Raw genomic sequence first — 26137 nt, 5'->3', positions numbered from 1 at the left:
GGCTGGGGTCAGGGGGCCCCGGCGCCGGCCCCCATCTGGTCGGCCGGCTCCGCCTTCACGGCAGCGCCGCCGGCCTGGTTGCTGCGGTTCGTCCGTCCCTCCAGGTACTTGGCCAGCTGGGAGAGCAGCACGTTCACCAGGATGTAGATCAGCCCGGCGGCCACGTAGAGCTGGAAGGTGTACTGGTTGCCGAACTGCGGGGTGAAGAACTCGACCAGGCTGCGCGCCTGCCGGAGGAGTTCGAAGTAGCCGATGATGAAGCCCAGCGAGCTGTCCTTGAGCAGCACGACCAGCTGGGCGACGAGCACCGGCAGCATCCGGCGGATCGCCTGGGGCAGCAGCACGAGGGTCATCACCTGCGACTTCCGCAGGCCGAGACCGAAGGCGGCCTCCCGTTGCCCCTTGTCGATCGAGAGGATGCCGGCCCGGAAGATCTCCGCCAGCACCGCCATGTTGTAGAGCACCAGGCCGCCGGTCAGCGCGGCGTAGGCGCTGAGCCGGATCCCGAACCCGGGCAGCACGAGGTACAGCGCGAAGATGACCACCAGCAGCGGCACAGCGCGGAAGAACTCGATCAGCAGGGTGATCGGCAGTCGCACCCAGCGGTGGTCGGAGAGCCGGCCGACGGCGAGCAGCAGGCCGAGCAGGGTGGCGAACACCATGCCGACGGCGGCGACCTGCAGCGTGCTGACCAGGGCCTCACCCAGCGCCTGCGGCACGCCGCTCGCGGGGTCGAAGAGCACCGACCAGCGCTGCGGGTCGAGCTGCTGGTTGCCGGCCAGCCGGACCAGCACGAATGCGATGACGGCGAGCACGAGCAGCGCGCCGACGACGGTGCCGATCCGGATCCGCGCCTTGGCCTTCGGGCCGGGGACGTCGAAGAGAACGGGAGTGCTCATCGCAGGATCGCCACCCGTCGCTCGACGTGGTTGATCGCGATCGCGGACGGCACCGTGATGAGCATGTACCCGGCGACCACGGCGACCAGCACCAGCAGCAGCTCACCGGCGTTGGCGTTGGCGAGGCGCTGCAGCGAGGCGGTGAGCTCGGTGACGGCGAACCCGGCGGCGATCGAGGTGTTCTTCACCATCGCGATCCAGACGTTCCCCAGCGGTGGGACCACCGTGCGGAACGCCTGCGGGAGGACGACCTCCCGCAGCGACTGGCCGAAGGTGAGACCGATGGCCCGGGACGCCTCCGCCTGGCCGGGGTTCACCGCGTTGATGCCCGAGCGCACCGCCTCGCAGACGAAGGCCGCGGTGTAGAGCCCCACCGCGAGCACCGAGCCGGTGTAGAAGCTGAGGGCGAAGTCGATCTGCGGCAGCCCGAAGATGATGAAGAAGAAGACCACGGTCAGTGGTGTGTTGCGGAAGGTCTCCACGTAGAAGGTGGACAGCCCGCGCAGCGGGGGGATCGGGCTGACCCGGAACGCGGCGAGCAGCGTGCCGAGCACCAGGGCGAGCAGCCCGCCCAGCAGGGACAGGCTCAGCGTCGTGAGGAAGGCGTCCCGCAGCAGCGGGAAGTTGTCGACGAAGAACTGCACAGCGCCTCCTCTCGAGGCTGGGGGAGCGTGACACCGCCGGGCGGGGGCTGACCCCACCCGGCGGTGTCATGGAACGGTCAGTAGCGGTCGACGTCCGGCGGCTCGGGGGCCTCGGTGTCGCTGATGGCACCGGCGGTGCGGTCCCAGGCGGCGGCCCAGGTGCCGTCCTCGTACGCCTGCTCGAGGGTGTCGTTGATGAAGTCGCGGAACTCCTGGTCGCCCTTCTCGATGCCGATGCCGTAGGGCTCCTCGGTGAACGGGTTGCCCACCAGCTCGAAGCCGTCGGGGTTGCCGGCCACCAGGCCGGTCAGGATGACGTTGTCGGTGGTGACCGCGTCGACCTGGCCGTTGGTGAGGGCGTCGGCGCACTTGGAGTACACGTCGAAGAGCGTCAGCTGCGCCTCGGGGTAGTCGGTGCGGATCGTCTCCGCCGGGGTGGAGCCCTCGACCGAGCAGACGTTCTTGCCGGCCAGGTCCTCGGGGCCCTCGATGCCCAGCGGGTTGCCCGCCGCGACCATGATGTCCTGCCCGGCCTCGTAGTACGGGCCGGCGAAGTCGATCCGCTCCTTGCGGGCGTCGTTGATCGTGTAGGTGGCCACGACCATGTCGACCTGGCCGTTCTCGATGAACGGCTCCCGGTTCGCCGAGACCGTCTCGGTCCACTCGATGTCCTCGGCCGCGATGCCCATCTCGGCCGCGATGATCTTGGCGATCTCGACGTCGAAGCCCTCGGGGGTGCCGCTGGGGTTGAGCAGGCCGAACCCGGGCTGGTCGAACTTCGTGCCCACGGTCATCGAGCCCGCCTCGGCGAGCTCGGCCATGGTCGTCCCGGCCTCGAACTCGACGTCCTCGGCGACCTCGGCGGTGCCCTCGGCGGCCTCCTCGGCCTGGTTGCCGGCCTCGCTGGAGCAGCCGGTGAGCACGATGCCCAGGGCCGCGAGACCAGCGGCGTAGCGGGTGATGCGCATGAGGGGGTCCTCTCGTCGGTGGTGCGGCGGATCAGTGGTTGAGGATCTTGGAGAGGAAGTCCTTGGCCCGGTCGGAGCTCGGGTTGGTGAAGAACTCCTCCGGGGTGGCGGACTCGACGACGCGGCCGCCGTCCATGAAGACCACCCGGTTGGCCGCCCGGCGGGCGAAGCCCATCTCGTGGGTCACGACGACCATCGTCATGCCGTCACGGGCCAGCCCGGTCATCACGTCGAGGACCTCGTTGATCATCTCCGGGTCCAGCGCGGAGGTGGGCTCGTCGAAGAGCATGACCTTCGGGTCCATCGCCAGCGCCCGGGCGATCGCGACGCGCTGCTGCTGGCCGCCGGACAGCTGGGCGGGCACCTTGTCGGCCTGGTGGCCCACGCCCACGCGGTCGAGCAGCTCGCGGGCGCGCTTCTCGGCGTCGGCCTTGGACTGCTTGCGGACCTTGACCGGACCGAGGGTCACGTTCTCCAGCACGGTCTTGTGCGCGAAGAGGTTGAAGCTCTGGAACACCATGCCGACGTCGGCGCGCAGCCGGGCCAGCTCCTTGCCCTCCTCGGGCAGCCGCTGGCCGTCGATGGTGATCTCGCCCTGCTCGATCGACTCCAGCCGGTTGATCGTCCGGCACAGCGTCGACTTGCCCGACCCGGAGGGGCCGATGACGACGACGACCTCGCCGCGGTCGATCGTCAGGTCGATGTCCTGCAGGACGTGCAGTTCGCCGAACCACTTGTTGACGCCGGACAGGCGGACGAGAGGCTCTCCGGTCGGACGTTCGGTCACAGCGGGTGACCCTAGGTGGCTCCCGCCGCAGGAACGTCGCGAAGCCATCACGAACCTGTAACGAAGCTGCCGGCGGGCCCGGAGTTCACCCGGTGGGGGTCGTCCCGGTCACCTTCCGGAGTCGGTCGAACGCAGGACCTGGCTGCGGGCACCGGGTCCGGCGCGGTCCTCCGTACGATGCGGTGGTGAACGGCAAGACCTACCTCGTGCGCACCTACGGCTGCCAGATGAACGTGCACGACTCCGAGCGCCTGTCCGGGCTGCTGGAGTCGGCCGGGTACTCGGCAGCTCCGGAAGGCACCGACGCGGACGTCGTCGTGCTCAACACGTGCGCGGTCCGGGAGAACGCCGACAACCGCCTCTACGGCAACCTCGGCCACCTGCGCCCGGTCAAGGACGCCCACCCCGGCATGCAGATCGCCGTCGGCGGTTGCCTGGCGCAGAAGGACCGCGGCGAGATCGTCCGGCGCGCCCCCTGGGTCGACGTCGTCTTCGGCACGCACAACGTCGGCTCGCTGCCGGCGCTGCTGGAGCGGGCGCGGCACAACGAGGAGGCGCAGGTCGAGATCGCCGAGGCGCTCGAGGTCTTCCCGTCCACGCTGCCGGCCAAGCGGGACTCCGCCCACTCCGGCTGGGTGTCGATCAGCGTCGGGTGCAACAACACCTGCACGTTCTGCATCGTCCCGGCGCTGCGTGGCAAGGAGAAGGACCGCCGTCCCGGGGACATCCTGGCCGAGGTGCAGGCGCTGGTCGACCAGGGCGTGCTCGAGGTGACCCTGCTCGGCCAGAACGTGAACGCCTACGGGGTGGAGTTCCGCGACCGCGGGGCCTTCGCCGACCTGCTGCGCGCCACCGGCGCGATCGAGGGCCTGGAGCGGGTGCGCTTCACCAGCCCGCACCCGCGCGAGTTCACCGACGACGTCATCTCCGCCATGGCCGAGACCCCCGCGGTCTGCCACCAGCTGCACATGCCGCTGCAGTCCGGCTCCGACGAGGTGCTGCGTGCGATGCGCCGTGGCTACCGGCAGGACCGCTACCTGGGGATCATCGACCGGGTGCGGGCCGCGATGCCCGACGCCGCGATCACCACCGACATCATCGTCGGCTTCCCGGGCGAGACCGAGGCCGACTTCGAGCAGACGCTGCACGTCGTCCGCGAGGCCCGCTTCGCCAGCGCCTTCACCTTCCAGTACTCCAAGCGCCCGGGCACCCCGGCCGCGGAGATGGCCGACCAGCTGCCCAAGGAGGTCGTCCAGGAGCGCTACCTGCGGCTCACCGCGCTGCAGGACGAGATCAGCTGGGACCTGAACAAGGCGCTCGTCGGCACCCGCGTGGAGCTGCTGGTCGCGGCGGGGGAGGGCAGCAAGGACGCCGCTCGCGGCCGGCTCTCCGGGCGGTCCCGCGACGGCCGGCTGGTGCACTTCGACGCGGCGGCCGGCGTCCGCCCGGGCGACGTCGTCGAGACGGTGGTCACCGAGGGCAAGCCGCACTTCCTGGTCGCCGAGGGCCCGCTGCTCTCGCACCGCCGGACCCGGGCCGGCGACGCCGCCGAGGCGGGCACCCGGCCCACCACGCCCGGCGTCGCGCTGGGCATGCCGGGCATCGGCGTCCCCGCGCCGCTGCCCGCCGCCGTTCCCGCCTGCGGCTGAGCCAGCGCCCTCACCCCTGCGCCTTTTGATCAGGTGCCCTGATCAAAAGGCGTCCCCCTGCACCAAAGCTGGTGCAGGGGGACGCCCAGTGATCAGGTCACCTGATCGAACCCACGGCCGACGGGTCAGCTGCCGGGGTGCAGCAGGACCTTGGTCCAGCCCTTGTCCCGGTCGTCGAAGTGCTGGTAGCCCTCGACGGCCTGGTCCAGACCCAGCTCGTGGCTGGTGATCCAGCCGGGGTTGGCCTTGCCGTCGATGATCAGGTCACGGAGCTGCCGGTTGTAGCGCTTGACCGGCGCCTGCCCGGTGCCCATCGACTGGCCCTTGGTGAAGAAGGTGCCGAACTGCCAGGGGATCCGGCCCTCCTTGGCCAGGTCGCTGCCCGCGCCCGGGTCCTCCGGCATGTAGACGCCGACGACGCCGATGCCACCGGTGGCGCGGACGACCTGCACCAGGTTGTCCAGCACCAGCTCCGGGTGCTCCTCGCCGTCGGAGTCGTGCGCCTGGTAGCCGACCGCCTCGACGCCACGGTCGACGCCGCGCCCGCCGGTGGCCTGCATCAGCTGCTCCACCGGGTCGCCGGCGCTGAAGTCGATCGGGGTGGCCCCGTACTTCTCCGCCAGCGCCAACCGGTCGGTCTCCTTGTCGACGACGAAGACCTCGGAGGCGCCGCGGATCATCGCGCTGTGCGCGGCCATGAGCCCGACCGGGCCGCCGCCGAACACCGCCACCCGGTCACCGACCTGGAAGCCGGAGAGCTCCACGCCGTGCCAGCCGGTCGGGAAGATGTCCGAGAGCATCGTGAAGTCGTTCTCGTGCTCGCTGCCCTCGGGCAGGTGCAGCAGGTTGAAGTCCGCCCACGGCACGCGCAGGTACTCGGCCTGCCCGCCGTCGTAGGGGCCCATGTTGGCGTAGCCGTACGCCGCGCCGTCCATCCCCTCGGTGGGGTTGGCGCGCAGGCAGAACGACGTCCAGCCCTCGGTGCAGTTGCGGCAGCTGCCGCAGGCGATGTTGAACGGGACCGACACGCGGTCGCCGACCTTGATCCGGTCGACGCCGTCGCCGACGGCCTCGACGACGCCCATGTTCTCGTGGCCGAGGACCTTGCCCTCCTCGACGGAGGTGCGGCCCTCGTACATGTGCAGGTCGGACCCGCAGATGTTGGTGGTGGTGATCCGGATGACCGCGTCGGTGGGCGCCTGGATCGTGGCGTCCGGCACCTCCTCGACGGCGACGTTCTTGGGGCCTCGGTAGACGATGGCCTTCATGGTGGTGCTCCTTCCCTGGGGGGCGGCGAACAGCAGGTGCCGAACGCCCGGGTGAGCTGGAGGGGCGCGCACGCATGCAGCGCGGCGCATTCCGTCGTCCACGACCTACCCGGCGACCTCAGGGCTACACGACCGTTCCGGAAAACACCGAGGGCCCGTCCGGTGAACGGACGGGCCCTCGGGGCGGTGCTCCCCGGCCGACGGCGGCTCGGGGTGGGGGTCAGCGGCGGCCGGCGGCCTTCTCGGCCTCGGCGAGCCACTCGCGGCGGGTGGCCAGGTTGGCCTCCGCCTCGCTGATCCGCTTGGCGTTGCCGGCGGCCTGGGCCTTGGCCAGCTGGTCCTCGGCCTTGGTGACGGCCTCACGCATCGAGGTGAGCAGCGGGTTCTCCGGCTGCACCCGGGGGCGGGAGGCGTCGGCGACGCCCCGGAACTTCTCCTCCACGGCCCGCATCCGGTCCTCGAGCTGCCGCATGGCGCCACGGGGCACGTGCCCGATGGCGTCGTAGCGCTCCTGGATCTTGCGCAGCGCGTTCTGGTTGCCCCGGTTGGAAGGGTCGAGCTTCTCGGCCTCGGCGAGCAGCTCCTCCTTGGCCTGCTGGTTGGCCAGCTCGTCGCTGCTGCGCGCCTGGTCGTTGGCGGTGCGGGCGGCGAAGAACACGTCCTGGGCGGCCCGGAACTTCTTCCACAGGTCGTCGTCGGTGTCCCGGCCCACCCGCGGCACGGCCTTCCAGCGGTCCATCAGGGTGCGCATCGCGGCGCTGGTCGGCCCCCACTCGGTGGAGGTCGACAGCCGCTCGGCCTCGGCGATGAGCTCCTGCTTGGCCGCCCGCGACTCGCCCCGCTGCTTGTCCAGCTCGGCGAAGTGCGCACCCCGGCGACGACCGAAGGCGTCCCGCGCGGCCGCGAAGCGCTGCCACAGCGCCTCGTCGGTCTTGCGGTCGATGCCCTTGATCGTCTTCCACTCCTCGACGATGGCCTTGAGCCGGTCGCCGGCGGCCTTCCACTGCGTGGACTCCGCGCCGATCTGCTCGGCCTCGGCGGCGAGGGACTCCTTGCGCTCGACGAGGACGGCGCGCTGGGCGGCCCGCTCCCGGCGGTTCGCGGCGACGGCGGTCTCGGCCATGCTGCTGATCGCCCGGGCGCGCAGTGCGAGGTGGTCCAGGTCGCCGACCGCGGCCGAGGTGAGGATCTGCTCGGCGAGCTCCTCGGCCTTGGTCTTGATCTCGTTGGGGTTTCCGGTGTGCGCGGCCAGCCGCGCCTCCAGCAGGGCCACCTCGGTGGCCAGGTCGTCGTAGCGCCGGCCGAAGTGCGCCAGGCCCTCGTCGGGCGCGCCGGCCTGCCAGGAGCCCACGGGGCGCTCGCCGGTGGCGGTGCGCACGTAGACGGTCCCCTCCTCGTCGACCCGGCCCCACTCGGTCGGGTCGGAGGGGGTGACGGCGGGGACGACCAGCGGCTCGGCGGCCGGGGCGCCGGCGCCGCGGCCACGGCCACGACCCCGGTTGCGGCCGGGCTTGGGCGCCGGGGCAGGGGTCTCGCCGGGCGTCCCGGCAGCCGGCGTCTCGGTGCTGGGTGTCTCGGTGCCGGGTGTCTCGGTGCCGGGTGTCTCGGTGCCGGGTGTCTCTGCGGCGGCCGGGGCCTCGGCAGCCGGGGTGTCGGCGGTGTCGGTCACCGCCTGGGCGGGGGACTCGGTGCCGGTGGGGACGGCGGCGTCGGGGGTGGCCGCCAGGGGGCCCTCGTCGACGGGGGCGACCGCGACCGACGGCTCCTCAGCCGCGGCGGCGTCGGGTGCCGCCGGGGTCTCCTGGACCGCCTCACCCTGCTCGGCGGCGCCGGTGGGGACGGCGGCGTCCGGGGTCGCGGCCAGGGGCCCTTCGTCGACCGGCGCGACCGCGGTCGCTGCCGTCTCGGGGTGCTCCTCGACGTCGGGGGTGGCCTGCTGCGTCCGGTCTCCGGTGTTCTCCGTGCTCGACACGCCAGCAGTGTCCCACGATGCCTGCGCGACACTGCCTGGCGTGAGTCCTCCCTCTCCGGTCACGCTGGCGTTCTGCCCGCAGGCTCCGGTGCTGCTGCCCGTCGTCACCGGTTCGCCGGGCTCCGCGCTCGCGGTGCTGCGGGCCGCGGTCTCGGCTGCGGTGCAGACCGTGCTGGAGGCCGGCCCCGAGGTCGTGGTCGTCGTCGGTGACGGCGCCGGCGGCGTGCGGTTCGGCCCCGGGGACGGCGGTGACCTGCGCGGATTCGGCGTCGACCGGGAGGTGCCCTTCGCCGGGCGGGTGCGACCGGGTGGGCGCCGGCCGCCGTTGCCGCACCTGGTCGGCGCCCAGCTGCTCGACGACGCCGGCCACACCGGGTCCCGCCTGGGTGTCGGCCCCGACGACCTGGCGGGCGTGCTGCGCGACCTCCCCGGCCCGGTCGGCGTGCTGGCCATGGGGGACGGGTCGGCGCGGCGGAGCGAGAAGGCGCCCGGTGCCCTCGACCCGGCGGCCGCGCCGTTCGACGCCGCCGTCGCCGCGGCGCTGGCCTCCGGGGACGCCGCGGTCCTGGCCGACCTGGACGCCGCCGAGGGAGCCCGCCTGCTGGCCGCCGGGGTGCCGGTCTGGCGGGCCGTGGGCGCTGCCCTGCTGGGCAGGCCGGTCACCGCGGAGCTCCGCCACGACGATGCGCCCTTCGGGGTCGGCTACCTCGTCGCCTCCTGGACTGCCCGGTGACCGGGCAGTCCGCGGGGCTGCCGCCGGTGGTCGCGGTGGTCGGGCCGACGGCCACGGGCAAGACCGCCCTCGCCGTCGCCCTCGCCCACCGGCTCGGCGGCGAGGTGGTCAACGCCGACTCCATGCAGCTCTACCGCGGCATGGACATCGGCACCGCCAAGCCGAGCACCGCCGAGCGCGACGGGGTGCCGCACCACCTGATGGACCTCTGGCACGTGCGGGAGCCGGCCTCGGTGGCGGAGTACCGGCAGCGGGCGCGCACCGAGATCGACCGGTTGCGCGCGGCCGGCGCCGTCCCGCTGCTCGTCGGCGGGTCGGGGCTGTACGTGCGCGCCGTCCTGGACGAGCTGGACTTCCCGGGCACCGACGCCGGGGTGCGGGCGCGGCTGGACGGTGAGCTCGCCGTCGAGGGGGCGCAGGCGCTGCACGACCGGCTGGCGGGGCTCGACCCGGCGGCCGCGGCGGCGATCCTGCCCAGCAACACCCGCCGGGTGGTGCGCGCCCTCGAGGTCATCGAGCTCACCGGGCAGCCGTTCACCGCCCGGCTCCCCGATCCCCGCCCCCGCTACCCGTCGGTGACCGTCGGGCTGGACCGGGCACCCGAGGAGCTCGACGACCGGGTAGCCCGCCGGGTGGACGCCATGTGGGCCGCCGGTTTCGTCGCGGAGGTGGCGGCCCTGGCCGCCGACGGGCTGCGCGCGGGCCCCACCGCCTCCCGGGCGCTGGGCTACGCGCAGGTGCTGCAGCAGTTCGACGGCGCGCTCACCGCCGACGAGGCCCGGGAGCGCACGGTCACCACCACCCGGCGGTTCGTCCGCCGGCAGCGCTCCTGGTTCCGCCGCGACGCGGCCACGGCCTGGTTCGACGCCGCCCGGGCAGACCTGGCCGACGCCGTGGCCACCGCGATCACCGACCGTACGATCGGGCGGTGATCGACAGCGCTGGTCCCCGGGTCCTCCTCGGCCACGGCACGGAGAACGACTTCGTCGTCCTGCCCGACCCCGACGGCTCGGTGTGGCCGGAGCAGCGGCTGGACGCCGCGCTGGTCCGCCGGCTGTGCGACCGGCGGGCGGGTCTGGGCGGCGACGGCGTGCTGCGGGTGGTGCCGAGCCGGCACGTGCCGGACGCGGCCGCCGTGCTGGGCGAGGCGCTCCCGCAGTGCGAGTGGTTCATGGACCACCGCAACGCCGACGGCTCGTTCGCCGAGATGTGCGGCAACGGCGTCCGGCTGTTCCTGCACGTGCTGCTGACCGAGGGGTTGCTCGACCGCGCGGTGGCCGAGGCCGGCGTGCTGGTCGGCACCCGCGGTGGCCCCCGCCGGGTGGGCGCCCGCCCCGACGGCGGCTACTGGGTGGACATGGGCCCGGCCCGGGTGCTCGGCCGCAGCGCCGCCCGCATCGGCGGCGCCGAGTTCCCCGGCCTGGGTGTCTCCATGGGCAACCCGCACCTGGCCGCGCTGACCGACGTCCCGGTCGACACCCTGGACCTGACCGTCCTGCCGGGGGTGGACGCCGACTTCTTCCCCGACGGCGTGAACGTCGAGCTGGTCAACGTGCTGGCCGCCGGCGACGCCCCGGGCGGGGCCAGTGCGCACATCCGGCTGCGGGTGCACGAGCGCGGGGTGGGGGAGACCCGCTCGTGCGGCACCGGGGCCTGCGCCGCGGCGTTCGCCGCCCTGGAGGCCGGTGGCCGGACCGCCGGGACGGTCACGGTGGACGTCCCGGGCGGCCGGCTGTCGGTGGAGTTCGACGGGACGACGACGGTGCTCGCCGGCCCCGCCGTCGTCGTCGCCACCGGGGTGCTCACCCCGGAGTGGCTGGCCAGCTGAGGGTCAGGGCCGGTCCGGCTCGTCGGCCCGGGTCTCCGGGTCGTCGGTCGGCGCCTCGGGCTTGTCGCCCGGCCCGACGTTGCCGGTGCCGCGCGGTTCCCCGCGGCCGGTGTCCTGGTCGGCGCCGCCGAACGGGTTGCGCGGCGGGGTGAGGCCGACGGGGTCGCGGCCGGGGTCGTCGAGTTCCTCGTTCGGGCTGGTCATCGTCGTCCTCCCTGGATGGGCGTCAGGTCCCCGGCGGGCTACCCGGCGCCGGCCCGGTCAACCCGACGACCGGGACGGCGGGGTCGTCGGGCCCTCCCGGCAGCTCCCGCAGGTGCCGCAGCGGGCTGGCCACCACCCAGCCGGCGGCGAGCACCTGCCCGGCGGCGGCGATCCACAGCGCCGGCAGCACTCCCAGCCAGGTGCCGAGCACCCCGCCCAGCAGGCCGCCCAGCGGCATGGTGCCGAAGACGATGAACCGCACGGAGGCGTTCATCCGGCCGAGCAGCGCCGGGGGGCAGAGCCGCTGGCGGAAGCTCACCTGGGTCACGTTGTAGACCACGACCGACCAGCTGAAGCCCAGCTGCCCCAGCGTCAGCAGCACCAGCGGCGCCCCGACGGCGGCGAGCGGGGTGAGCGCGGTGAACGGCAGGGCCACCAGGATCGCCAGCGGGATCGCCCGCCCTTCGCCCACCCGCCGCGCGAACCGGGCCGCGGTCGCCGCACCGACCAGCCCGCCCACCGCGCCGGCGGAGAAGACCAGCCCCAGCGTGCTCTCCGACAGCTCCAGCTCCCGCAGCGCGTACAGCACCAGCAGCGTCGTGGTGATCGAGGAGAACAGGTTGGAGGTGCCGGTGCAGGCCACGATCCGGCGCAGCAGCGGCTGCCGGACGACGAAGGACAGCCCCTCGCCGATCTCCGCGCGCAACGACCGGCGGCCGGCGCGGTCGGGGACGACGTCGGGCCGGCGGATGCGGCCGAGGAAGAACGCCGACAGCAGGAAGGACGCCGCGTCCAGGGCGATGACGACGGGCGCGCTCATCACGCGCAGCAGCACGCCGGTGACCCCCGGCCCGGCCACCTGGGCGACGGCGCGGCTGGCCTCCAGCTTGCCGTTGCCGTCGACGAGCTGGTCGCGGTCGACGAGGGCGGGCAGGTAGCTCTGGTAGGCGACGTCGAAGAAGACCGTCGCCGTCCCGGTGAGGGCCGCGACGACGAACAGCTGGCCGAGGGTGAGCACGTCGAGCAGGTACGCCAGCGGCAGCGTGCCCAGCACGACCGCGCGCACCAGGTCGGCGGTCACCAGCACCCGCTTGCGCCGCCAGCGGTCCACCCACGCCCCGGCCGGGAGGCCGATGAGCAGGAAGGCCGCGGTCTCCAGCGCGGTGAGGTACCCCATCTGCAGCGGCGTCGCGTCGAGCAGGGAGACCGCCAGCACCGGCAGGGCGAGCAGGGTGACCTGGGTGCCCACCTGGCTGACGGTCTCCGCGGCCCACAGCCGGCGGAAGTCGGGGTGCCGCACCAGGCTCCGGTCGTTGCTCACCGGGCGAGCGTGGTCGTGTGATTGGGGGATGTCAATCACTGGCGGGCGCGTCGTCCTACGCTGGCCGGGATGAGCGACCAGGGGGAGCCCGCGACGACCGGGCGGGCGTCCGGCCCGCGCCGTCCACCCACCGACGCCGAGGCGCGGGCGCTGGCCTCGGCGCTGCGCCTGCGGGTCCTCCGGCTGTGCCTGCACGAGGCGCTGACCAACAAGGAGATCGCGGCCCGCCTGGACCGCAACCCGGCCACCGTGCTGCACCACGTGCGCACCCTGGTCGACACCGGCTTCCTCGCCGCCGAGCCGCCGCGGCGCGGCAGGCGCGGCGCCCGGGAGGTGCCCTACCGGGCCACCGGCAAGAGCTGGCTGATGGACGGCTCCGGCGCGGCCACGCCCGGGTCCGACGTCCTGCTCGCGGCCTTCCTCCAGGAGGTCGCCGCCGTGGGGGAGGCGCACCTGGAGAGCACCCGGTTGGGGCTGCAGCTCGCGCCCGAGGCGCTGGCGGAGCTCCGGGACCGGCTCCACGAACTGCTGGACGAGTACGCCCGCCGCCCGGCCGACCCGGCAGGCGAGCGGTGGTCGCTCTACCTGGGGATGCATCCGGAGCGCTGAGGCGTTGCACCCCGTGATGACGACAACTCACTCGCCCCGCACCGACGGGCGTGCCACGCTGGACCCGATGACGACAGCCCAGAACCGCGCGATCCTCGACGAGGCCGAAGCCCGGGTGGACAAGGCGGCGCGTGCCCGCGCCAAGGACCCGAGCCCCGCCGCGGCCACCCCCTGGGACGCCCCCGACGACACCACGGGCTCCTACATCAAGGAAGAGCGCGGAGCCCTCCGCCGCGTCGCCGGGCTCTCCACCGAGCTCACCGACGTCACCGAGGTCGAGTACCGCCAGCTCCGGCTGGAGCGCGTCGTGCTGGTCGGCGTGTGGACCGAGGGCACTGTCGCCGACGCCCAGCGCTCGCTGGCCGAGCTGGCCGCGCTCGCCGAGACCGCCGGCTCGCAGGTGCTCGACGCGCTGATGCAGCGCCGGGACAAGCCCGACCCGGCGACCTACGTGGGCTCGGGCAAGGCCGCCGAGCTGCGGGACATCGTCGCGGCCACCGGTGCGGACACGGTGATCTGCGACGGGGAGCTCGCCCCCGGCCAGCTCAACCAGCTGGAGAAGATCCTCAAGGTCAAGGTGGTCGACCGGACCGCACTGATCCTGGACATCTTCGCCCAGCACGCCACCAGCCGGGAGGGCAAGGCGCAGGTCGAGCTCGCCCAGATGCAGTACATGCTGCCGCGACTGCGCGGCTGGGGTGAGTCGCTGAGCCGGCAGGCCGGTGGTCGCGTCGCCGGCGGTGGCGGAATCGGAACCCGTGGTCCCGGTGAGACGAAGATCGAGACCGACCGACGCCGGATCCGGGCCCGGGTGAGCAAGCTGCGCAAGGAGATCGCCGGCATGGCGACCGCGCGCACCACCCAGCGCAACTCCCGCGACCGGAACGCCACCCCCAGCGTGGCCATCGCCGGGTACACCAACGCCGGCAAGTCCAGCCTGCTCAACCAGCTCACCGATGCCGGCGTGCTGGTGCAGGACGCGCTGTTCGCCACCCTGGACCCGACGGTCCGCCGGGCGCAGACCCCGGAGGGGCGCGAGTTCACGATGACCGACACCGTCGGCTTCGTGCGGCACCTGCCCCACCAGCTGGTCGACGCCTTCCGGTCGACGCTGGAGGAGGTGGCCGCCGCCGACCTGCTGCTGCACGTCGTCGACGGCGCCGACCCCGACCCGATCGGGCAGATCAACGCGGTGCACACCGTGCTCGGCGAGATCGACGCCGCCGCCGTGCCCGAGCTGATCGTGGTCAACAAGATCGACGCCATGAGCGAGGACGACGTCCTGGCGCTGCGCCAGGCGCTGCCCGGTGCCGCGTGGGTGTCCGCCCGCACCGGCGAGGGGATCGAGGCGCTGCGCGACATCGTCGCGGCCCGGCTGCCGCACCCCCAGATCGACGTCGACGTCCTCGTGCCCTACGACCGGGGCGACCTGGTCGCCCGGGTGCACCGGGACGGCGAGGTGCTCGAGGAGCGGCACGAGGCCGACGGCACCCGGCTCACCGCTCGGGTCGACGACGGGCTGGCTGCGGCGCTCGACGGGTTCGCCACCCCCGTCGCCGGCGGCTGACCACCCGGCTGCACGGCACCGTCGGACGGCGCGACCCGTGACGGGTCGCGCCGCCAGCGGTGTCCCCGCTCGATCACGGTCAGGTCACGGTGCCGGTACCGTGACGCCGTGGCGAGCGGAGCGGTGCGCGTGAGCGACGGCGCCACCGGTGGGCCGCCCTCCCGGGCCCGTCCGGTGGTCGGCGTGGGGCGTCCGCCGTGGTGGCTGGTGCTCGCCTCCGTGCTCCTCGCCGCAGGCGTCACCGTCGACCTCCTCGTCGGTGGCCGCCTCGAACGGCTGGACGTCGCGATCTCGGAGCAGATCGGGGCCTGGGGGCTGCGCGACTCGGCCGCCTACTGGCCGGTGTGGGTGTTCACCCAGGCCGGCGGACGGGTCACCATCCTGCTGGTCCTCACCGCGCTGGTGGCCTGGCTGTTCTGGCGCCACCGCACGGTCGCGCCGCTCGTGCGCGTGCTGCTGGCCCTGGTGCTGCTCACCGCGGTGGTCTACGCGTTCAAGTGGGGCACGGGCCGCACCGCCCCGGCCTACCCCGGGTCGTACTTCCACCGGGACGGGGAGAGCTTCCCGTCCGGGCACGTGGCCAACGCCGTGCTGATGTGGGGCGTCGCCCGCTGGCAGGCGGTCAGCTACGGGCTGCCCGCCGGCGTGCAGCGAGCCGCCTGGCTGCTCAGCGTGCTGGGGCCGTTGGCCACGGGAGTGGCCATGGTGGCGCTGAACTTCCACTGGGTCACCGACGCAGTCGTCGGCGCGGCCGTCGGGATCGTGCTGTTGGGCGTGGTTCACGCACTGGACGCAGCCGTGGTGTCACGCTGGGTTCGTGCCAGAGTGGGCCGCACGCACGCGTAGCCGCGCCGGCCGCCGTTGTCTGGCGGACGCCGCGGTCCTCGCCCTGCCTGCGGCGGCCCTGCTGGCGGTCCTGCCCGTCTCCGTGGCACTCGCCGAGGAGGCGGCTCCCGGCACGCGCTGCACGATCACCGACCCGCGGCTGCCGGAGATCTCCGGGCTGGCCAGCGCGGGGGAGACGCTGCTGGCGATGAACGACGGCGGCGACCGGGCCGAGGTGTACGTCCTGGACGCCGCCTGCGCCGTCGCCGAGGTGCGGTCGGGTGAGGTCGACCCCTACGACCCCGAGGACCTCGCGCTGGCCGCCGACGGCACGCTCTGGCTGGCCGACATCGGTGACAACAACGCCGTCCGGGAGACCGTCGCGCTGATCGGGCTCCGGCCCGACGGTGGGACCACGCTGACCCGGCTCACCTACCCCGACGGCGCGCACGACGCCGAAGCGCTGCTGCTGGCGCCCGACGGCACCCCCTACATCGTGACCAAGGAGGTGCTCGGTGCATCCGGCGTCTACCGCCCGGACGCGCTCCTGGCCGACGGCGCCACCGTGCCGATGACCAGGGTGGTCGGGCTGGGCTTCACCCTGACCGGCACGCCGGGCGGTCCGGTCGGCCGGGCCGGGCAGCTGCTGGTGACCGGCGGAGCGGTCTCGGCGGACGGGGAGCGGATCGCCCTGCGCACCTACACCGACGCCTACGTCTGGACCTTGGAGGGCTCCGACGTGGCCGGCGCGCTGTCGGGCGCCCCGATCCGGGTCCCGCTCCCGGAGTCGCCCCAGGGCGAGGCGATCACCTTCGCGGCCAACAACCGGGACCTGCTGGTCGCCAGCGAGGGCCTGCCCGCACCGGTGACCCTGGTCCCGGTGACCGGGGAGGCGGCTGCGGCAGGCCCGGCCGGTGCGGCGTCCGGGCCTGCCCCGACCGGGGAGCTGGCGACGGCTGCTCCGGGGGTGCCCCCGGTGACGGCGGGCATCATCGCCGCCGGCATCGCCACCGTGCTCGTCTGGGTCGGGGGGAAGCTCCGCCGACGGCGGGAGTGACCGGGCCGACGGCGGCATCGTCGCCGCCGGCCCGGTGATCGGGCTCAGACCCGGCGCAGGACCGTCACGACCCGGCCGAGGACGGTCGCGTCGTCACCCGGGATCGGCGCGTACGCCGGGTTGTGCGGCATGAGCCACACGTGCCCGTCGCGTCGCTTGTAGGTCTTCACGGTCGCCTCGCCGTCGATCATGGCGGCGACGATCTCGCCGTTCTCCGCGGTGGGCTGCTGACGGACCACCACCCAGTCGCCGTCGCAGATCGCGGCCTCGACCATCGAGTCGCCGGCGACCTTGAGCATGAAGAGCGTGCCCTCGCCGACCAGCTCGCGCGGCAGCGGGAAGACCTCTTCCACCGCCTGCTCCGCCAGCACCGGGCCACCGGCCGCGATGCGGCCCACCAGGGGCACGTACGTCGGGGCGGGGGCGCCCGCCTCGTCGACCCCGCTGCCCGCACCCGCGGCGGCGAGCGCCGAGGGTGCGGTGTCGGTGGCCGTGGTCGTGCCGTTCTCGCCCGGCAGCCGGACGTCGAGAGCGCGCGGCCGGTTCGGGTCGCGACGCAGCCAGCCCTTGCGCTGCAGCACCGAGAGCTGGTGGGCGACCGAGGAGGCGGACGAGAGCCCGACGGCCTCGCCGATCTCGCGGACCGAAGGCGGGTAGCCGCGGCGTTCGATCGAGTCGCGGATGACCTCGAGCACCCGGCGCTGGCGCTGGGTCAGGCCGTCCCCGGCCTCCCCGCGGTCGGGGAACTCGCGGACCGCGGCGCCGCCGGTGGTCTCGGCGGTCTCCGTCGACTGCCCAGCCGGTCGCTTGCGTCGGCTGGACCCCTTGCGTTCGTCCGCCGTCCGGCCGTCGACCGCCATGTGTCCTCCTCGTCCGGCTGCCCGCGCAGCTGCCCGGTGGCGTCGCTCCCGCGGGGACGGGAGTGAGACGCCGTCGTGGTCTCCCTGCGCACGGTAACGGCTCCCGGGGTCCGGTTCAAACACGTGTTCGAAGAAACGCCGTGTCGCGGCCCGTCTGTCGGTGGCATGCGGTAGACATCGCACAGACGTTCGAATCGAACAGGCGTTCGAGCCAGCACCCGCACGGGTGCCCGTTGCGAGGAGTGCACCGATGGTCACCGCCGAGTCCCCGGATGCCCGTGTCACCCGTTCCCGCCCGCCGCTGCGGCTGGTGACCTCCCCGGTGGTCGAGGAGGTCTCGGCCGGGCGGGCCGGGTCGGGTGCAGTGCGACGGCCGTCGGCGCGTCCCGGTGGGCGTCCGGTGGCGGGCTCCGGGGTCGCGAGCACGCGGACCGTCCGCGGTGGTGGGTGCCGGACGGTGCCCACCGGGCCGCCCTCGCGGGTGGGCGAGCGGGACGAGCTGCCGATGCGGCTCACCCGTCGCGGTCGGCGGGTCGTGGCGGCCCTGTCGATCGCCGTCGGCCTGGGGGTGGCGGCGGGCACGCTCGCCGTGGCGGGCGACGGGGGGCCGGCGCTGCGACTGGCCGCCGCCGGCACGGTGGTGGTCCAGCCCGGCGACACGCTGTGGTCGATCGCCGGCGAGGTGGCCCCGGACGAGGACCGGCGCGCCGTGGTCGACGCGCTCCTGGAGCGCAACGACCTCGACGACGTCGTGCTGCAGCCGGGGCAGGTGCTCGAGCTGCCCTGACGGGGCGCCGAGCCGTCAGGGCAGGGGGCGTGGTGCGGCCTGCCGGCGGCTGTGGCCGGTGTGGCGGCTGGTGGTGCGTGGGCGGGTGCGCGCGGTGGAACAGGACACGCCGCGCAGCGCTTGCACCTTCTGTGGGGTCTCCCTTACGGTTCCACCACAACATCTAGTGCTTACACCGCTGTAAGTCGTCCACAGCCGTTCCACACGTTCTCCCCGGGGCATCCACCGGATGTCCCCGGACGAGTCCACAGGACGGCCCGTCGAGCAGGTCCCTCCCCACGGTGTCACGTCGCCGGGAGGAACCCGCCCGCGACACCTCGAGAGAGGAGGTGAACCGCTGTGCGCTGCCCCTTCTGCCACAACCCCGACTCCCGCGTGGTCGACTCGCGCGAGACCGACGAGGGGGCCACCACCCGCCGCCGCCGGTCCTGCCCCGGCTGTGGACGCCGGTTCACCACGGTCGAGGAGCCGGTCCTCGCCGTCGTCAAGCGCAGCGGGGTCACCGAGCCCTTCAACCGCACCAAGGTCGTCGCCGGCGTGCGACGCGCCTGCCAGGGCCGCCCGGTCGACGAGGACCAGCTGGCAGTCCTCGCCCAGCGGGTCGAGGAGGCGGTCCGGGCCACCGGCTGCGCCGAGGTGCCGAGCAACGAGGTCGGGCTGGCGATCCTGCAGCCGCTGCGGGAGCTCGACGAGGTGGCCTACCTCCGGTTCGCCAGCGTCTACCGGGCGTTCGACTCGATCGAGGACTTCGAGCAGGAGATCACCGAGCTCCGCTCCCGGCACCTGCCCGGTGGCACCCCGCCACTGCCCGGTCTGCAGCCCGACGAGCCGGGCGGCCGGCGTCGTGCGGGCAGCCGGGCCCCGACCACCTCCTGACGACCGGCGCCGGGCCGTCCCGGAACTGTCAGCACCGTCCGCTACACCAGTCAGAGCAGCACCCATCGCGGCGCTTCCCCCGCCGCTGCCCACGAGGGAGATCCCGCACACCATGACCGAGACCGAAGACCGCCTCGCCACCACCCGTGCACGCCGCGGCGGCAAGGCGCCAGCCCGGGGGAAGGGCCTCAAGGTCAAGCGCGTCTTCACCTCCGCGGGGGTGCACCCCTACGACGAGGTGGTCTGGGAGCGTCGCGACGTCGTCATGACCAACTGGCGGGACGGCTCGATCAACTTCGAGCAGCGGGGCGTCGAGTTCCCGGCCGAGTGGAGCATCAACGCCACCAACATCGTCACCACCAAGTACTTCCGCGGCGCGGTCGGCAGCCCGCAGCGGGAGACGAGCCTCCGCCAGCTGATCGACCGGGTCGTCCTGACCTACGGCGCGGCCGGCCGTGAGCACGACTACTTCGCCACCGAGGGCGACGCCGAGATCTTCGAGCACGAGCTCACCTGGATGCTGCTGCACCAGGTGTTCAGCTTCAACAGCCCCGTCTGGTTCAACGTGGGCACCGCCTCGCCGCAGCAGGTCAGCGCCTGCTTCATCCTCGCGGTCGACGACACGATGGACTCGATCCTGAACTGGTACCGGGAAGAGGGCCTGATCTTCAAGGGCGGCTCCGGCGCCGGCCTGAACCTCTCCCGGATCCGCTCCTCCAAGGAGCTGCTCTCCTCCGGTGGCACCGCCTCCGGCCCGGTCTCCTTCATGCGCGGTGCCGACGCCTCCGCCGGCACCATCAAGTCCGGTGGCGCCACCCGCCGCGCGGCGAAGATGGTCGTCCTCGACATCGACCACCCCGACATCGAGGAGTTCATCGAGACCAAGGCGCGCGAGGAGGACAAGATCCGCGCGCTGCGCGACGCCGGCTACGACATGGACCTCGGCGGCAAGGACATCACCAGCGTCCAGTACCAGAACGCCAACAACTCGGTTCGGGTCAACGACGAGTTCATGCGCGCCGTGGAGGAGGGCGCCGAGTTCGGTCTCCGGGCCCGCTCCGACGGCTCGGTCATCGAGACCGTCGACGCCCGCGAGCTGTTCGGCAAGGTCACCCAGGCCGCCTGGGAGTGCGCCGACCCGGGCATCCAGTACGACGACACGATCAACGACTGGCACACCAACCCCGAGACCGGGCGGATCAACGCGTCCAACCCCTGCTCGGAGTACATGAGCCTGGACAACAGCTCGTGCAACCTGGCGTCGCTGAACCTCATGAAGTTCCTGAAGGACGACGGCACGTTCGACTCCAAGAACTTCGTCAAGGCCGTCGAGCTGATCATCACCGCGATGGACATCTCGATCTGCTTCGCCGACTTCCCGACCGACCCGATCGGGGAGACCACCCGGGCCTACCGGCAGCTGGGCATCGGCTACGCCAACCTCGGCGCGATGCTGATGGCCACCGGCCACGCCTACGACTCCCGGGGCGGGCAGACCCTGGCCGCGGCGATCACCTCGCTGATGACCGGCACCGCCTACCGCCGCTCGGCCGAGCTGGCCGGTGTCGTCGGCGCCTACGAGGGCTACGCCCGCAACGCCGACGCCCACGCCCGGGTCATGCGCAAGCACGCCGCCGCCAACGACGCCATCCGCCCGGTCGGCGCCGACGACGCCGACGTGCTCAAGGTCGCCACCCAGCAGTGGCAGGACTGCCTGGCCATCGGCACCGAGAACGGCTGGCGCAACGCGCAGGCCTCGGTGCTCGCCCCCACCGGCACCATCGGCTTCATGATGGACTGCGACACGACCGGCATCGAGCCGGACTTCTCGCTGGTCAAGTTCAAGAAGCTGGTCGGCGGCGGCTCCATGCAGATCGTCAACCAGACGGTGCCGCGGGCGCTGAAGAGCCTGGGCTACCAGGACGAGCAGGTCGAGGCGATCGTCGAGTACATCGCCGAGCACGGCCACGTCGTCGACGCCCCGAGCCTGCGCCCGGAGCACTACGAGGTCTTCGACTGCGCCATGGGCGAGCGGGCCATCTCCCCGATGGGCCACGTCCGGATGATGGCCGCGGTGCAGCCGTTCATCTCCGGCGCGATCAGCAAGACGGTCAACATGCCCGAGTCGGCGACCGTCGAGGAGGTCGCGGACATCTACTTCCAGGGCTGGAAGATGGGCATCAAGGCGCTGGCCATCTACCGCGACAACTGCAAGGTCGGCCAGCCGCTGTCCGGTGGCAAGGGCAAGAACGACGGCACCAAGGCCGAGGTCGCCGCCGAGGAGACCGCACCCGCCGCCACCGCGCTGGCGCACCCGGTCCGCAAGCGGCTGCCCAAGAAGCGCACCAGCATGACGACGTCGTTCAGCGTCGCCGGTGCCGAGGGCTACATGACCGCCGGCATGTACGAGGACGGCAGCCTCGGTGAGGTCTTCCTGAAGCTCGGCAAGCAGGGCTCGACCCTGGCCGGGGTGATGGACGCCTTCTCGATCGGCATCTCGATCGCGCTGCAGCACGGTGTGCCGCTGGAGACCTACATCCAGAAGTTCACCAACATGCGCTTCGAGCCGGCCGGCATGACCGACGACCCGGACATCCGCATCGCCCAGTCGGTGATGGACTACATCTTCCGTCGCCTGGCGCTGGACCACCTGCCGGTGGACGCGCGGGCCAACCTCGGCATCTTCAGCGCCGAGGAGCGGGCCGCCCAGGTCGCCGGCTACGACACCTCCGCCGCCACCCCGCAGGTGACCGAGGAGGACGAGGTCGACGTCGAGGCGCTGCGCGGCTCGGTGCCCACCGAGGCCCCGGCCAAGGCGGAGACCGAGACGGTCGTCAAGGAGTCGCCGAAGCAGGCGATCAAGGAGGCCCACTCCTCGGCCGAGCTGCTGGAGCTGGTCACCGGCACTGCGACCGACGCGCCGCTGTGCATGACCTGCGGTACGAAGATGCGCCCGGCCGGCAGCTGCTACGTCTGCGAGGGCTGCGGCTCCACCAGCGGCTGCAGCTGACGCCGTCGGCCACGGGGTGGCCGGTCACCAGCTGATCGGACGCCCCGTGGCCGCGACCCACCGACCACTGGCCCGGTCCCCACCAGGGGACCGGGCCGGTGGCGTTCCAGGGGGCGGCTCGTGCGACGAGGGGACGTCGGTCAGTCCGAGGACAGGCGGCCCCGTTCGGTGGCCCGCAGGGGACCGGCCGACCGTCAGCCCGCGCGGGTCTGGCCGACCCCGGTGACCAGCTCGACGGCGTGGCCCACGACGGCGACGCTCAGCACGCTGGGCAGCCGCTGCAGTCGGACGGCCACCAGGTCGACCTCCCGAGGGGAGGCCGCCAGGTCCAGGCTGACCGTCCACCGGCCGCCGCCGGCCTCCTCGGCCTCCAGGCGGGTGAACGTGTGATTGCGTCCGGTCAGCACCGTGAGCACGCGCTGCAGGGCCACGCCGTCGGTGACGGTCACCCGGAGGCGCGCGGCGTCCGTGGTCGCGGCGCGGTAGCTGATGGTGGGGGTGGGGCGCAGGGACATGAGTGCCTCCGGGCCGGAACGGCCCTGGTCAGCGGGGGAGCGACCTCGAGGGTGTGCCCACGGACCCGCCGGTGCGAGGATCAGTCGCCGGCGAGCCCGCACCGAATCTGCTGCCCGTCCACGTCGGCAGGCTATCCACCTCCGGGAGCGAGGACAAGCGCTCCCTCGCGTCATCGTCGACAGGCGCCGTCCGCCGCCTAGGCTGGCTGCGATGAGCGCCGGCGAGCCGACCGGACCGTCCCACGACGCCGGTCCGGAGCAGACCGCGCCCGCCGACGAGGCCGGCGCGGTCCGGGTCGACCCCGCAGCGAACCGGTCGGCACCTGGCCAGACCGACCCCGACCGGAGTCCGCCCGCCGGCGAACCCGCAGGCAGCGAACCCGGGGGCGACGTGACCGGGGGCGACGAGACCGGGCCGGTGAGCCCCGCAGGCCCGGAACGGGCCCGGCAGCGGCGGCGACGCCGCCTCGTGCTGTCCGTGGTGACCGGGGCCTTGGCGCTGGCGCTCGGGCTGGGCATGACGCTGCAGATCCGGATCAGCAACACCGATGACCCGCTCAGTACGACCACCGAGGAGGACCTGGTCACGATCCTCAACGACATCGACGCCAACGAGGACCTGCTGCGGCAGCAGCTCGCCGAGACCCGCCGCACGGTGGACGAGCTGACCAGTGACCGGTCGGAGGCCGACAGCGCCCTCGAGCAGGCGGTGGAGCGCTCGCAGGCGGTCGACGTGCTGACCGGTGCCGTCCCCGTCCGCGGCCCTGGTATCCGGTTGTCGATCGTCGACCCGGAGGAGGAGGTCGACGCCGCCCTGCTGCTGGAGGCGGTGCAGGAGCTGCGCGGCGCCGGCGCGGAGGCGATCCAGGTCAACGGCGTGCGGGTGGTCGTCTCCACCGCCCTGGTCGACGGTGCCGACGGCGTCCGGGTGGACGGCGAGCTGGTCACCGGCCCGTACACCGTGCTGGCCATCGGACCGGGCGAGGAGATGATCCGCCTGCTGAGCGTGCCCGGCGGCGTGCTCAGCGACGTCGCGCGCGCCGACGGCACCGCCCGCGTCGTGGAGCAGGACGACGTCGCCATCGACGCCCTGGTGGGTGACCCGCTCGACGACTGACCCGCCGGTCAGCCGGTGAGCTCGGTGGGCACCGCCACGACGTCGACCATCGCCCCGCGGCGCACCACGGTCACCGGCAGCGGTTGCCCGATCGCCTCGTCGAAGAGCAGCCGTTGCAGGCTCTGCGCCGACGCCACGGCCGCCCGGCCCGCCTCCAGCACCAGGTCGCCGCCCTTCAGCCCGGCCCGGTCGGCCGGGGAGCCGGCGATGACGTCGAGCACCTGCAGCCCGCGCCGCTGCCCGGTGCGCGCGGCGAGCTCGGCCGGCAGCGGCACCGGGCTGCTGACCACGCCGAGGTAGGCGCGGCGCACCCGGCCGTCGCGGACCAGCGTCGCCACGATCCGCCGGCTGGTGTCGTTGACCGGCACCGCGAGGCCCAGGCCCCACCCGGCGACGGCGGTGTTGATCCCGACCACCCGGCCGTGCGCATCCGCCAGCGCGCCACCGGAGTTGCCCGGGTTGAGCGCCGCGTCGGTCTGGATCACGTCCTCGACCACCCGCGCGGCCCGGCCCTCCCGGGTGGGCAGCGAGCGGCCCAGTCCGCTCACCACACCGGCGGTGACGGACCCGGCGAGCCCGAACGGGTTCCCGACCGCCACCACCAGCTGGCCGACCCGCAGCTCCGCGGCGTCGCCGAGCTCGGCCGGCGGGGGAGTCGCACCCCGGGCCCGCACCACGGCCAGGTCCGACAGCGGGTCGGCCCCGACCACGTCGACCGGCACCTCCGAGCCGTCGCTGAACGCCGCGCGTCCGCCGGTCGCCCGGCCGACGACGTGGGCGTTGGTCAGCAGCAGCCCGTCTGCGTCGACGACGACGGCCGACCCGGCGCCGCCCCGGCCACCCGGACCGCCCACCGAGAGCGCGGCGACGTGCGGCATCAGCTCCGCGGCCACGGTGGTGACCACCCGCGAGTAGGCGTCCAGCGCCGTCTCGTCGATCCCGTCCATGTCCGACCTCCGACGATTACACGGTTACGTGCACCAGTGAACGCCGCTCCGGGCAGTGGTGGGAACGCCCTGAGCGAACACCCGGGGACGATCAGCCGCCTGCCTCGTGGCGGCGGATGGCCCGGCGCAGCATCAGCCGGTACCCGACCAGCAGCACCGCGTTGCCCAGCAGCAGCCAGAGCCCGAGCAGCACCGCGGTGGCGAGCGAGCTGGTGCCGTACCGGTCGGAGAAGTCGGCGAAGAACCGCAGGTAGACCAGGTAGCCGGCGGTGGTGACGGCGACCAGGCCGGCGGCGATCAGCGCCCCGAAGGCCACGTCGTGCCAGCGCGTGTCCCGGAGCTGGAAGAGGGCGTAGACGAGCGCGATCACCAGGGCGAGCACGACGAACGCGCCCAGTCCGAGCAGCGCGGTGAGGGCCCAGCCGGTGCCGAACAGGCGGGGCACGACGTACAGCGTGGCGAGGGCGGAGAACACGACCAGCGGCAGGACGGCGATGAGCACCAGCGCCAGCAGCCGGCCCCGCCAGCCGCGGATCTGCCGTTCGGACTGCGGGGCCACCTGCGTGAACGCCCGGGCCAGCGCGGCGCCGTAGGCGGTAGCCGGCCAGGCGGCGGAGAGGACCGCGAGCGGGCCGGCCCGGGAGGCGATGTCGATCAGCGCGCGGAGCACCTCGCCCACCGGCAGCTGCTCGGGTGTCTGCCCCGACACCTCGCTGCCCAGCCCCTCCAGCGCCGACGCGTCGACGAAGGCCCCGGCGATCCAGAAGGCGATCAGCACCATCGGAGGCAGGGAGATCATCGCGTAGAACGCGAGGCTGGCGGCGACGGTGAAGAACTCCGGCCCGCGCACCCACCGGCCGAAGCGCAGCACGGGGGCCGGCAGCGTGTCCCGGGTGCGGGCGTACCGCTGCCGGGCACGGCGAAGTGCCCGGCGGACGCGGGGCAGGTGGTCGAGGCTGGTCATCCGCGATCGGCTACCCGATCGGGTGCGCCGGGCAACCGTGGGATCAGCAGGTCGGTCCGTCGTCCTCGGGGCGGGCGATCGGCTCGACCGGCGGGGTGGTGGAGGCGACGGCGGGCCGGTCGGCGCCCGTCGTCCGGCCGAACTCCTGGGTGGCCCAGACCGAGCCGTCGGCGGCGCAGAACACCCCGACGCCGAGGCGGTCGAAGCCGGGGTTCAACACGTTGACCCGGTGCTCGTCCGAACGCATCCAGCCGGCATGGATCGTGCCGGCCGGCACCGGCCCGGTCGACCGGAAGAGGTTCTCGCCCATCGCGGTGAAGCCCGACACCCGGTCGCTCTGCAGCACCTGCTGGAGGTCCTGGTGCTCGAACCGGCCGGTCTCGGACATCTCCTGGCTCCAGCCCCTCGCCACCGCGGCCAGGTCGTCGTTCCAGGACACCGGTCCCAGACCCCGCTCCTCGCGCTCGGCGTTGACCCGGTCGAAGACGGCTCGGGCCACCTGCTCCTCGGCGGGCGCCCCGGTCCCGCCGGCGGGCGGGGACTGGGACGCCGGGGCGGTCGCGACGGCACCACCGGCCGCGACGTCGGTGCTGACGACGGCGCAGCCGGTGCACCCGATCAGGACGGCGGCCAGCGGAGTCAGGAGGGCAGAGCGATGCATCGGTGAGGAGTACCCACCGGAGGCCGCCGCACCCGGGAGCCGCTGATCCGCAACGGCATCGTGACGTCG

25 protein-coding genes are annotated in these 26137 nt (G+C 73.5%); 12 read left to right on the top strand and 13 right to left on the bottom strand.

Features of this window, described 5'->3' with window-relative positions:
- Positions 1-8: 8 nt before the first annotated feature.
- The 4 genes from JD78_RS11395 to JD78_RS11380 all read right to left on the bottom strand — a co-directional run bounded on the left by JD78_RS11395 (position 9) and on the right by JD78_RS11380 (position 3298).
- The gene (locus JD78_RS11395; RefSeq protein ID WP_153357595.1) at positions 9-899 is read right to left on the bottom strand and encodes an amino acid ABC transporter permease; all 891 of its coding nucleotides are present in this window, start codon (positions 897-899) and stop codon (positions 9-11) included.
- Positions 896-1543 (bottom strand): amino acid ABC transporter permease, encoded by a 648-nt coding sequence (locus JD78_RS11390; protein ID WP_153357598.1) that lies wholly within the window; start codon positions 1541-1543, stop codon positions 896-898. Before JD78_RS11390 ends, JD78_RS11395 begins: the two co-directional genes overlap by 4 nt.
- 77 nt (positions 1544-1620) lie before the next feature.
- Positions 1621-2511 (bottom strand): glutamate ABC transporter substrate-binding protein, encoded by an 891-nt coding sequence (locus JD78_RS11385; protein WP_153357600.1) that lies wholly within the window; start codon positions 2509-2511, stop codon positions 1621-1623.
- A 31-nt stretch (positions 2512-2542) separates the two neighbouring features.
- Positions 2543-3298, bottom strand: a complete 756-nt coding sequence (locus tag JD78_RS11380) for an amino acid ABC transporter ATP-binding protein (protein WP_194290404.1) — start codon at positions 3296-3298, stop codon at positions 2543-2545.
- Between the two features lie 185 nt (positions 3299-3483).
- Here JD78_RS11380 and miaB point away from each other — a divergent pair, with 185 nt between their 5' ends.
- Positions 3484-4947, top strand: coding sequence for a tRNA (N6-isopentenyl adenosine(37)-C2)-methylthiotransferase MiaB (miaB, locus tag JD78_RS11375; RefSeq protein ID WP_153357608.1), 1464 nt, complete (start codon positions 3484-3486; stop codon positions 4945-4947).
- A gap of 125 nt (positions 4948-5072) precedes the next feature.
- On the opposite strand, the gene JD78_RS11370 is transcribed toward miaB, so the two are convergent.
- Complete coding sequence (locus JD78_RS11370; RefSeq protein WP_153357610.1) at positions 5073-6215, bottom strand: glutathione-independent formaldehyde dehydrogenase; 1143 nt, start codon at positions 6213-6215, stop codon at positions 5073-5075.
- A gap of 220 nt (positions 6216-6435) precedes the next feature.
- Complete coding sequence (locus tag JD78_RS11365; protein ID WP_153357612.1) at positions 6436-8187, bottom strand: DUF349 domain-containing protein; 1752 nt, start codon at positions 8185-8187, stop codon at positions 6436-6438.
- A 40-nt stretch (positions 8188-8227) separates the two neighbouring features.
- Between JD78_RS11365 and JD78_RS11360 the strand changes: the two genes are divergently transcribed.
- The 3 genes from JD78_RS11360 to dapF are packed head-to-tail and all read left to right on the top strand — an operon-like array spanning position 8228 to position 10748.
- Complete coding sequence (locus JD78_RS11360) at positions 8228-8920, top strand: class III extradiol ring-cleavage dioxygenase family protein (RefSeq protein WP_153357615.1); 693 nt, start codon at positions 8228-8230, stop codon at positions 8918-8920.
- Entirely contained in the window at positions 8917-9852 is a 936-nt protein-coding gene (gene miaA, locus JD78_RS11355; RefSeq protein WP_208104083.1) for a tRNA (adenosine(37)-N6)-dimethylallyltransferase MiaA, read from the top strand. Before JD78_RS11360 ends, miaA begins: the two co-directional genes overlap by 4 nt.
- Complete coding sequence (dapF, locus tag JD78_RS11350; RefSeq protein WP_153357621.1) at positions 9849-10748, top strand: diaminopimelate epimerase; 900 nt, start codon at positions 9849-9851, stop codon at positions 10746-10748. Before miaA ends, dapF begins: the two co-directional genes overlap by 4 nt.
- A gap of 3 nt (positions 10749-10751) precedes the next feature.
- On the opposite strand, the gene JD78_RS11345 is transcribed toward dapF, so the two are convergent.
- Positions 10752-10952 carry a hypothetical protein gene (locus JD78_RS11345; protein WP_153357624.1) on the bottom strand — a complete coding sequence of 67 codons (201 nt, stop codon included), beginning with the start codon at positions 10950-10952 and terminating at the stop codon, positions 10752-10754.
- Between the two features lie 22 nt (positions 10953-10974).
- Positions 10975-12273: an MFS transporter gene (locus tag JD78_RS11340; RefSeq protein ID WP_153357626.1), complete on the bottom strand. Its 1299-nt coding sequence runs from the start codon at positions 12271-12273 to the stop codon at positions 10975-10977.
- A gap of 69 nt (positions 12274-12342) precedes the next feature.
- On the opposite strand from JD78_RS11340, the gene JD78_RS11335 reads away from it, so the two are divergent.
- The 4 genes from JD78_RS11335 to JD78_RS11320 all read left to right on the top strand — a co-directional run bounded on the left by JD78_RS11335 (position 12343) and on the right by JD78_RS11320 (position 16331).
- Complete coding sequence (locus JD78_RS11335; protein WP_153357629.1) at positions 12343-12882, top strand: winged helix-turn-helix domain-containing protein; 540 nt, start codon at positions 12343-12345, stop codon at positions 12880-12882.
- 67 nt (positions 12883-12949) lie between these two features.
- Positions 12950-14449: a GTPase HflX gene (gene hflX, locus JD78_RS11330; protein WP_153357632.1), complete on the top strand. Its 1500-nt coding sequence runs from the start codon at positions 12950-12952 to the stop codon at positions 14447-14449.
- Positions 14450-14557: 108 nt separating this feature from the next.
- Complete coding sequence (locus tag JD78_RS11325) at positions 14558-15295, top strand: phosphatase PAP2 family protein (RefSeq protein ID WP_228394963.1); 738 nt, start codon at positions 14558-14560, stop codon at positions 15293-15295.
- A complete protein-coding gene (locus JD78_RS11320) occupies positions 15267-16331 on the top strand; it encodes a hypothetical protein (protein ID WP_228394964.1) in 1065 nt (354 codons plus the stop codon). The genes JD78_RS11325 and JD78_RS11320 overlap by 29 nt, the downstream gene beginning before the upstream one ends.
- A 44-nt stretch (positions 16332-16375) precedes the next feature.
- Here JD78_RS11320 and lexA read toward each other — a convergent pair whose 3' ends face one another.
- Positions 16376-17191: a transcriptional repressor LexA gene (gene lexA / locus JD78_RS11315; protein WP_153357635.1), complete on the bottom strand. Its 816-nt coding sequence runs from the start codon at positions 17189-17191 to the stop codon at positions 16376-16378.
- A gap of 250 nt (positions 17192-17441) precedes the next feature.
- Between lexA and JD78_RS21750 the strand changes: the two genes are divergently transcribed.
- From JD78_RS21750 to JD78_RS11300, 3 genes are all read left to right on the top strand, one after another.
- The gene (locus tag JD78_RS21750) at positions 17442-17978 is read left to right on the top strand and encodes a LysM peptidoglycan-binding domain-containing protein (RefSeq protein ID WP_208104082.1); all 537 of its coding nucleotides are present in this window, start codon (positions 17442-17444) and stop codon (positions 17976-17978) included.
- A gap of 339 nt (positions 17979-18317) precedes the next feature.
- Entirely contained in the window at positions 18318-18854 is a 537-nt protein-coding gene (gene nrdR / locus JD78_RS11305; RefSeq protein WP_153357638.1) for a transcriptional regulator NrdR, read from the top strand.
- 112 nt (positions 18855-18966) lie between these two features.
- Positions 18967-21864 carry a vitamin B12-dependent ribonucleotide reductase gene (locus JD78_RS11300; protein ID WP_153357641.1) on the top strand — a complete coding sequence of 966 codons (2898 nt, stop codon included), beginning with the start codon at positions 18967-18969 and terminating at the stop codon, positions 21862-21864.
- A 194-nt stretch (positions 21865-22058) separates the two neighbouring features.
- Here JD78_RS11300 and JD78_RS11295 read toward each other — a convergent pair whose 3' ends face one another.
- On the bottom strand, positions 22059-22379 hold the full coding sequence (locus tag JD78_RS11295; protein ID WP_153357644.1) for a hypothetical protein: 321 nt from the start codon (positions 22377-22379) through the stop codon (positions 22059-22061).
- Between the two features lie 211 nt (positions 22380-22590).
- On the opposite strand from JD78_RS11295, the gene JD78_RS11290 reads away from it, so the two are divergent.
- Positions 22591-23496, top strand: a complete 906-nt coding sequence (locus JD78_RS11290; protein ID WP_153357647.1) for a DUF881 domain-containing protein — start codon at positions 22591-22593, stop codon at positions 23494-23496.
- 8 nt (positions 23497-23504) lie between these two features.
- On the opposite strand, the gene JD78_RS11285 is transcribed toward JD78_RS11290, so the two are convergent.
- From JD78_RS11285 to JD78_RS11275, 3 genes are all read right to left on the bottom strand, one after another.
- Entirely contained in the window at positions 23505-24443 is a 939-nt protein-coding gene (locus tag JD78_RS11285; protein WP_153357650.1) for a S1C family serine protease, read from the bottom strand.
- Between the two features lie 91 nt (positions 24444-24534).
- Positions 24535-25407, bottom strand: coding sequence for a YihY/virulence factor BrkB family protein (locus tag JD78_RS11280; protein ID WP_153357651.1), 873 nt, complete (start codon positions 25405-25407; stop codon positions 24535-24537).
- A 43-nt stretch (positions 25408-25450) separates the two neighbouring features.
- Positions 25451-26068 (bottom strand): CAP domain-containing protein, encoded by a 618-nt coding sequence (locus JD78_RS11275; protein WP_153357654.1) that lies wholly within the window; start codon positions 26066-26068, stop codon positions 25451-25453.
- Between the last annotated feature and the right edge of the window lie 69 nt (positions 26069-26137).

This window comes from Modestobacter roseus, assembly GCF_007994135.1.
Lineage (GTDB): Bacteria > Actinomycetota > Actinomycetes > Mycobacteriales > Geodermatophilaceae > Modestobacter > Modestobacter roseus.
The sequence above is the reverse complement of the archived record's forward strand: the minus strand, read 5'-3'. Positions and strand labels throughout refer to the sequence as shown.

What these genes read in the sequence shown, in the direction of transcription:
- JD78_RS11395 (WP_153357595.1), bottom strand. Translation starts at nt 899, where the DNA reads ATGAGCACTCCCGTTCTCTTCGACGTCCCCGGCCCGAAGGCCAAGGCG.
- JD78_RS11385 (WP_153357600.1), bottom strand. Translation starts at nt 2,511, where the DNA reads ATGCGCATCACCCGCTACGCCGCTGGTCTCGCGGCCCTGGGCATCGTG.
- JD78_RS11370 (WP_153357610.1), bottom strand. Translation starts at nt 6,215, where the DNA reads ATGAAGGCCATCGTCTACCGAGGCCCCAAGAACGTCGCCGTCGAGGAG.
- JD78_RS11345 (WP_153357624.1), bottom strand. Translation starts at nt 10,952, where the DNA reads ATGACCAGCCCGAACGAGGAACTCGACGACCCCGGCCGCGACCCCGTC.
- JD78_RS11335 (WP_153357629.1), top strand. Translation starts at nt 12,343, where the DNA reads ATGAGCGACCAGGGGGAGCCCGCGACGACCGGGCGGGCGTCCGGCCCG.
- hflX (WP_153357632.1), top strand. Translation starts at nt 12,950, where the DNA reads ATGACGACAGCCCAGAACCGCGCGATCCTCGACGAGGCCGAAGCCCGG.
- lexA (WP_153357635.1), bottom strand. Translation starts at nt 17,191, where the DNA reads ATGGCGGTCGACGGCCGGACGGCGGACGAACGCAAGGGGTCCAGCCGA.
- JD78_RS21750 (WP_208104082.1), top strand. Translation starts at nt 17,442, where the DNA reads ATGGTCACCGCCGAGTCCCCGGATGCCCGTGTCACCCGTTCCCGCCCG.
- JD78_RS11300 (WP_153357641.1), top strand. Translation starts at nt 18,967, where the DNA reads ATGACCGAGACCGAAGACCGCCTCGCCACCACCCGTGCACGCCGCGGC.
- JD78_RS11295 (WP_153357644.1), bottom strand. Translation starts at nt 22,379, where the DNA reads ATGTCCCTGCGCCCCACCCCCACCATCAGCTACCGCGCCGCGACCACG.
- JD78_RS11290 (WP_153357647.1), top strand. Translation starts at nt 22,591, where the DNA reads ATGAGCGCCGGCGAGCCGACCGGACCGTCCCACGACGCCGGTCCGGAG.
- JD78_RS11285 (WP_153357650.1), bottom strand. Translation starts at nt 24,443, where the DNA reads ATGGACGGGATCGACGAGACGGCGCTGGACGCCTACTCGCGGGTGGTC.
- JD78_RS11280 (WP_153357651.1), bottom strand. Translation starts at nt 25,407, where the DNA reads ATGACCAGCCTCGACCACCTGCCCCGCGTCCGCCGGGCACTTCGCCGT.
- JD78_RS11275 (WP_153357654.1), bottom strand. Translation starts at nt 26,068, where the DNA reads ATGCATCGCTCTGCCCTCCTGACTCCGCTGGCCGCCGTCCTGATCGGG.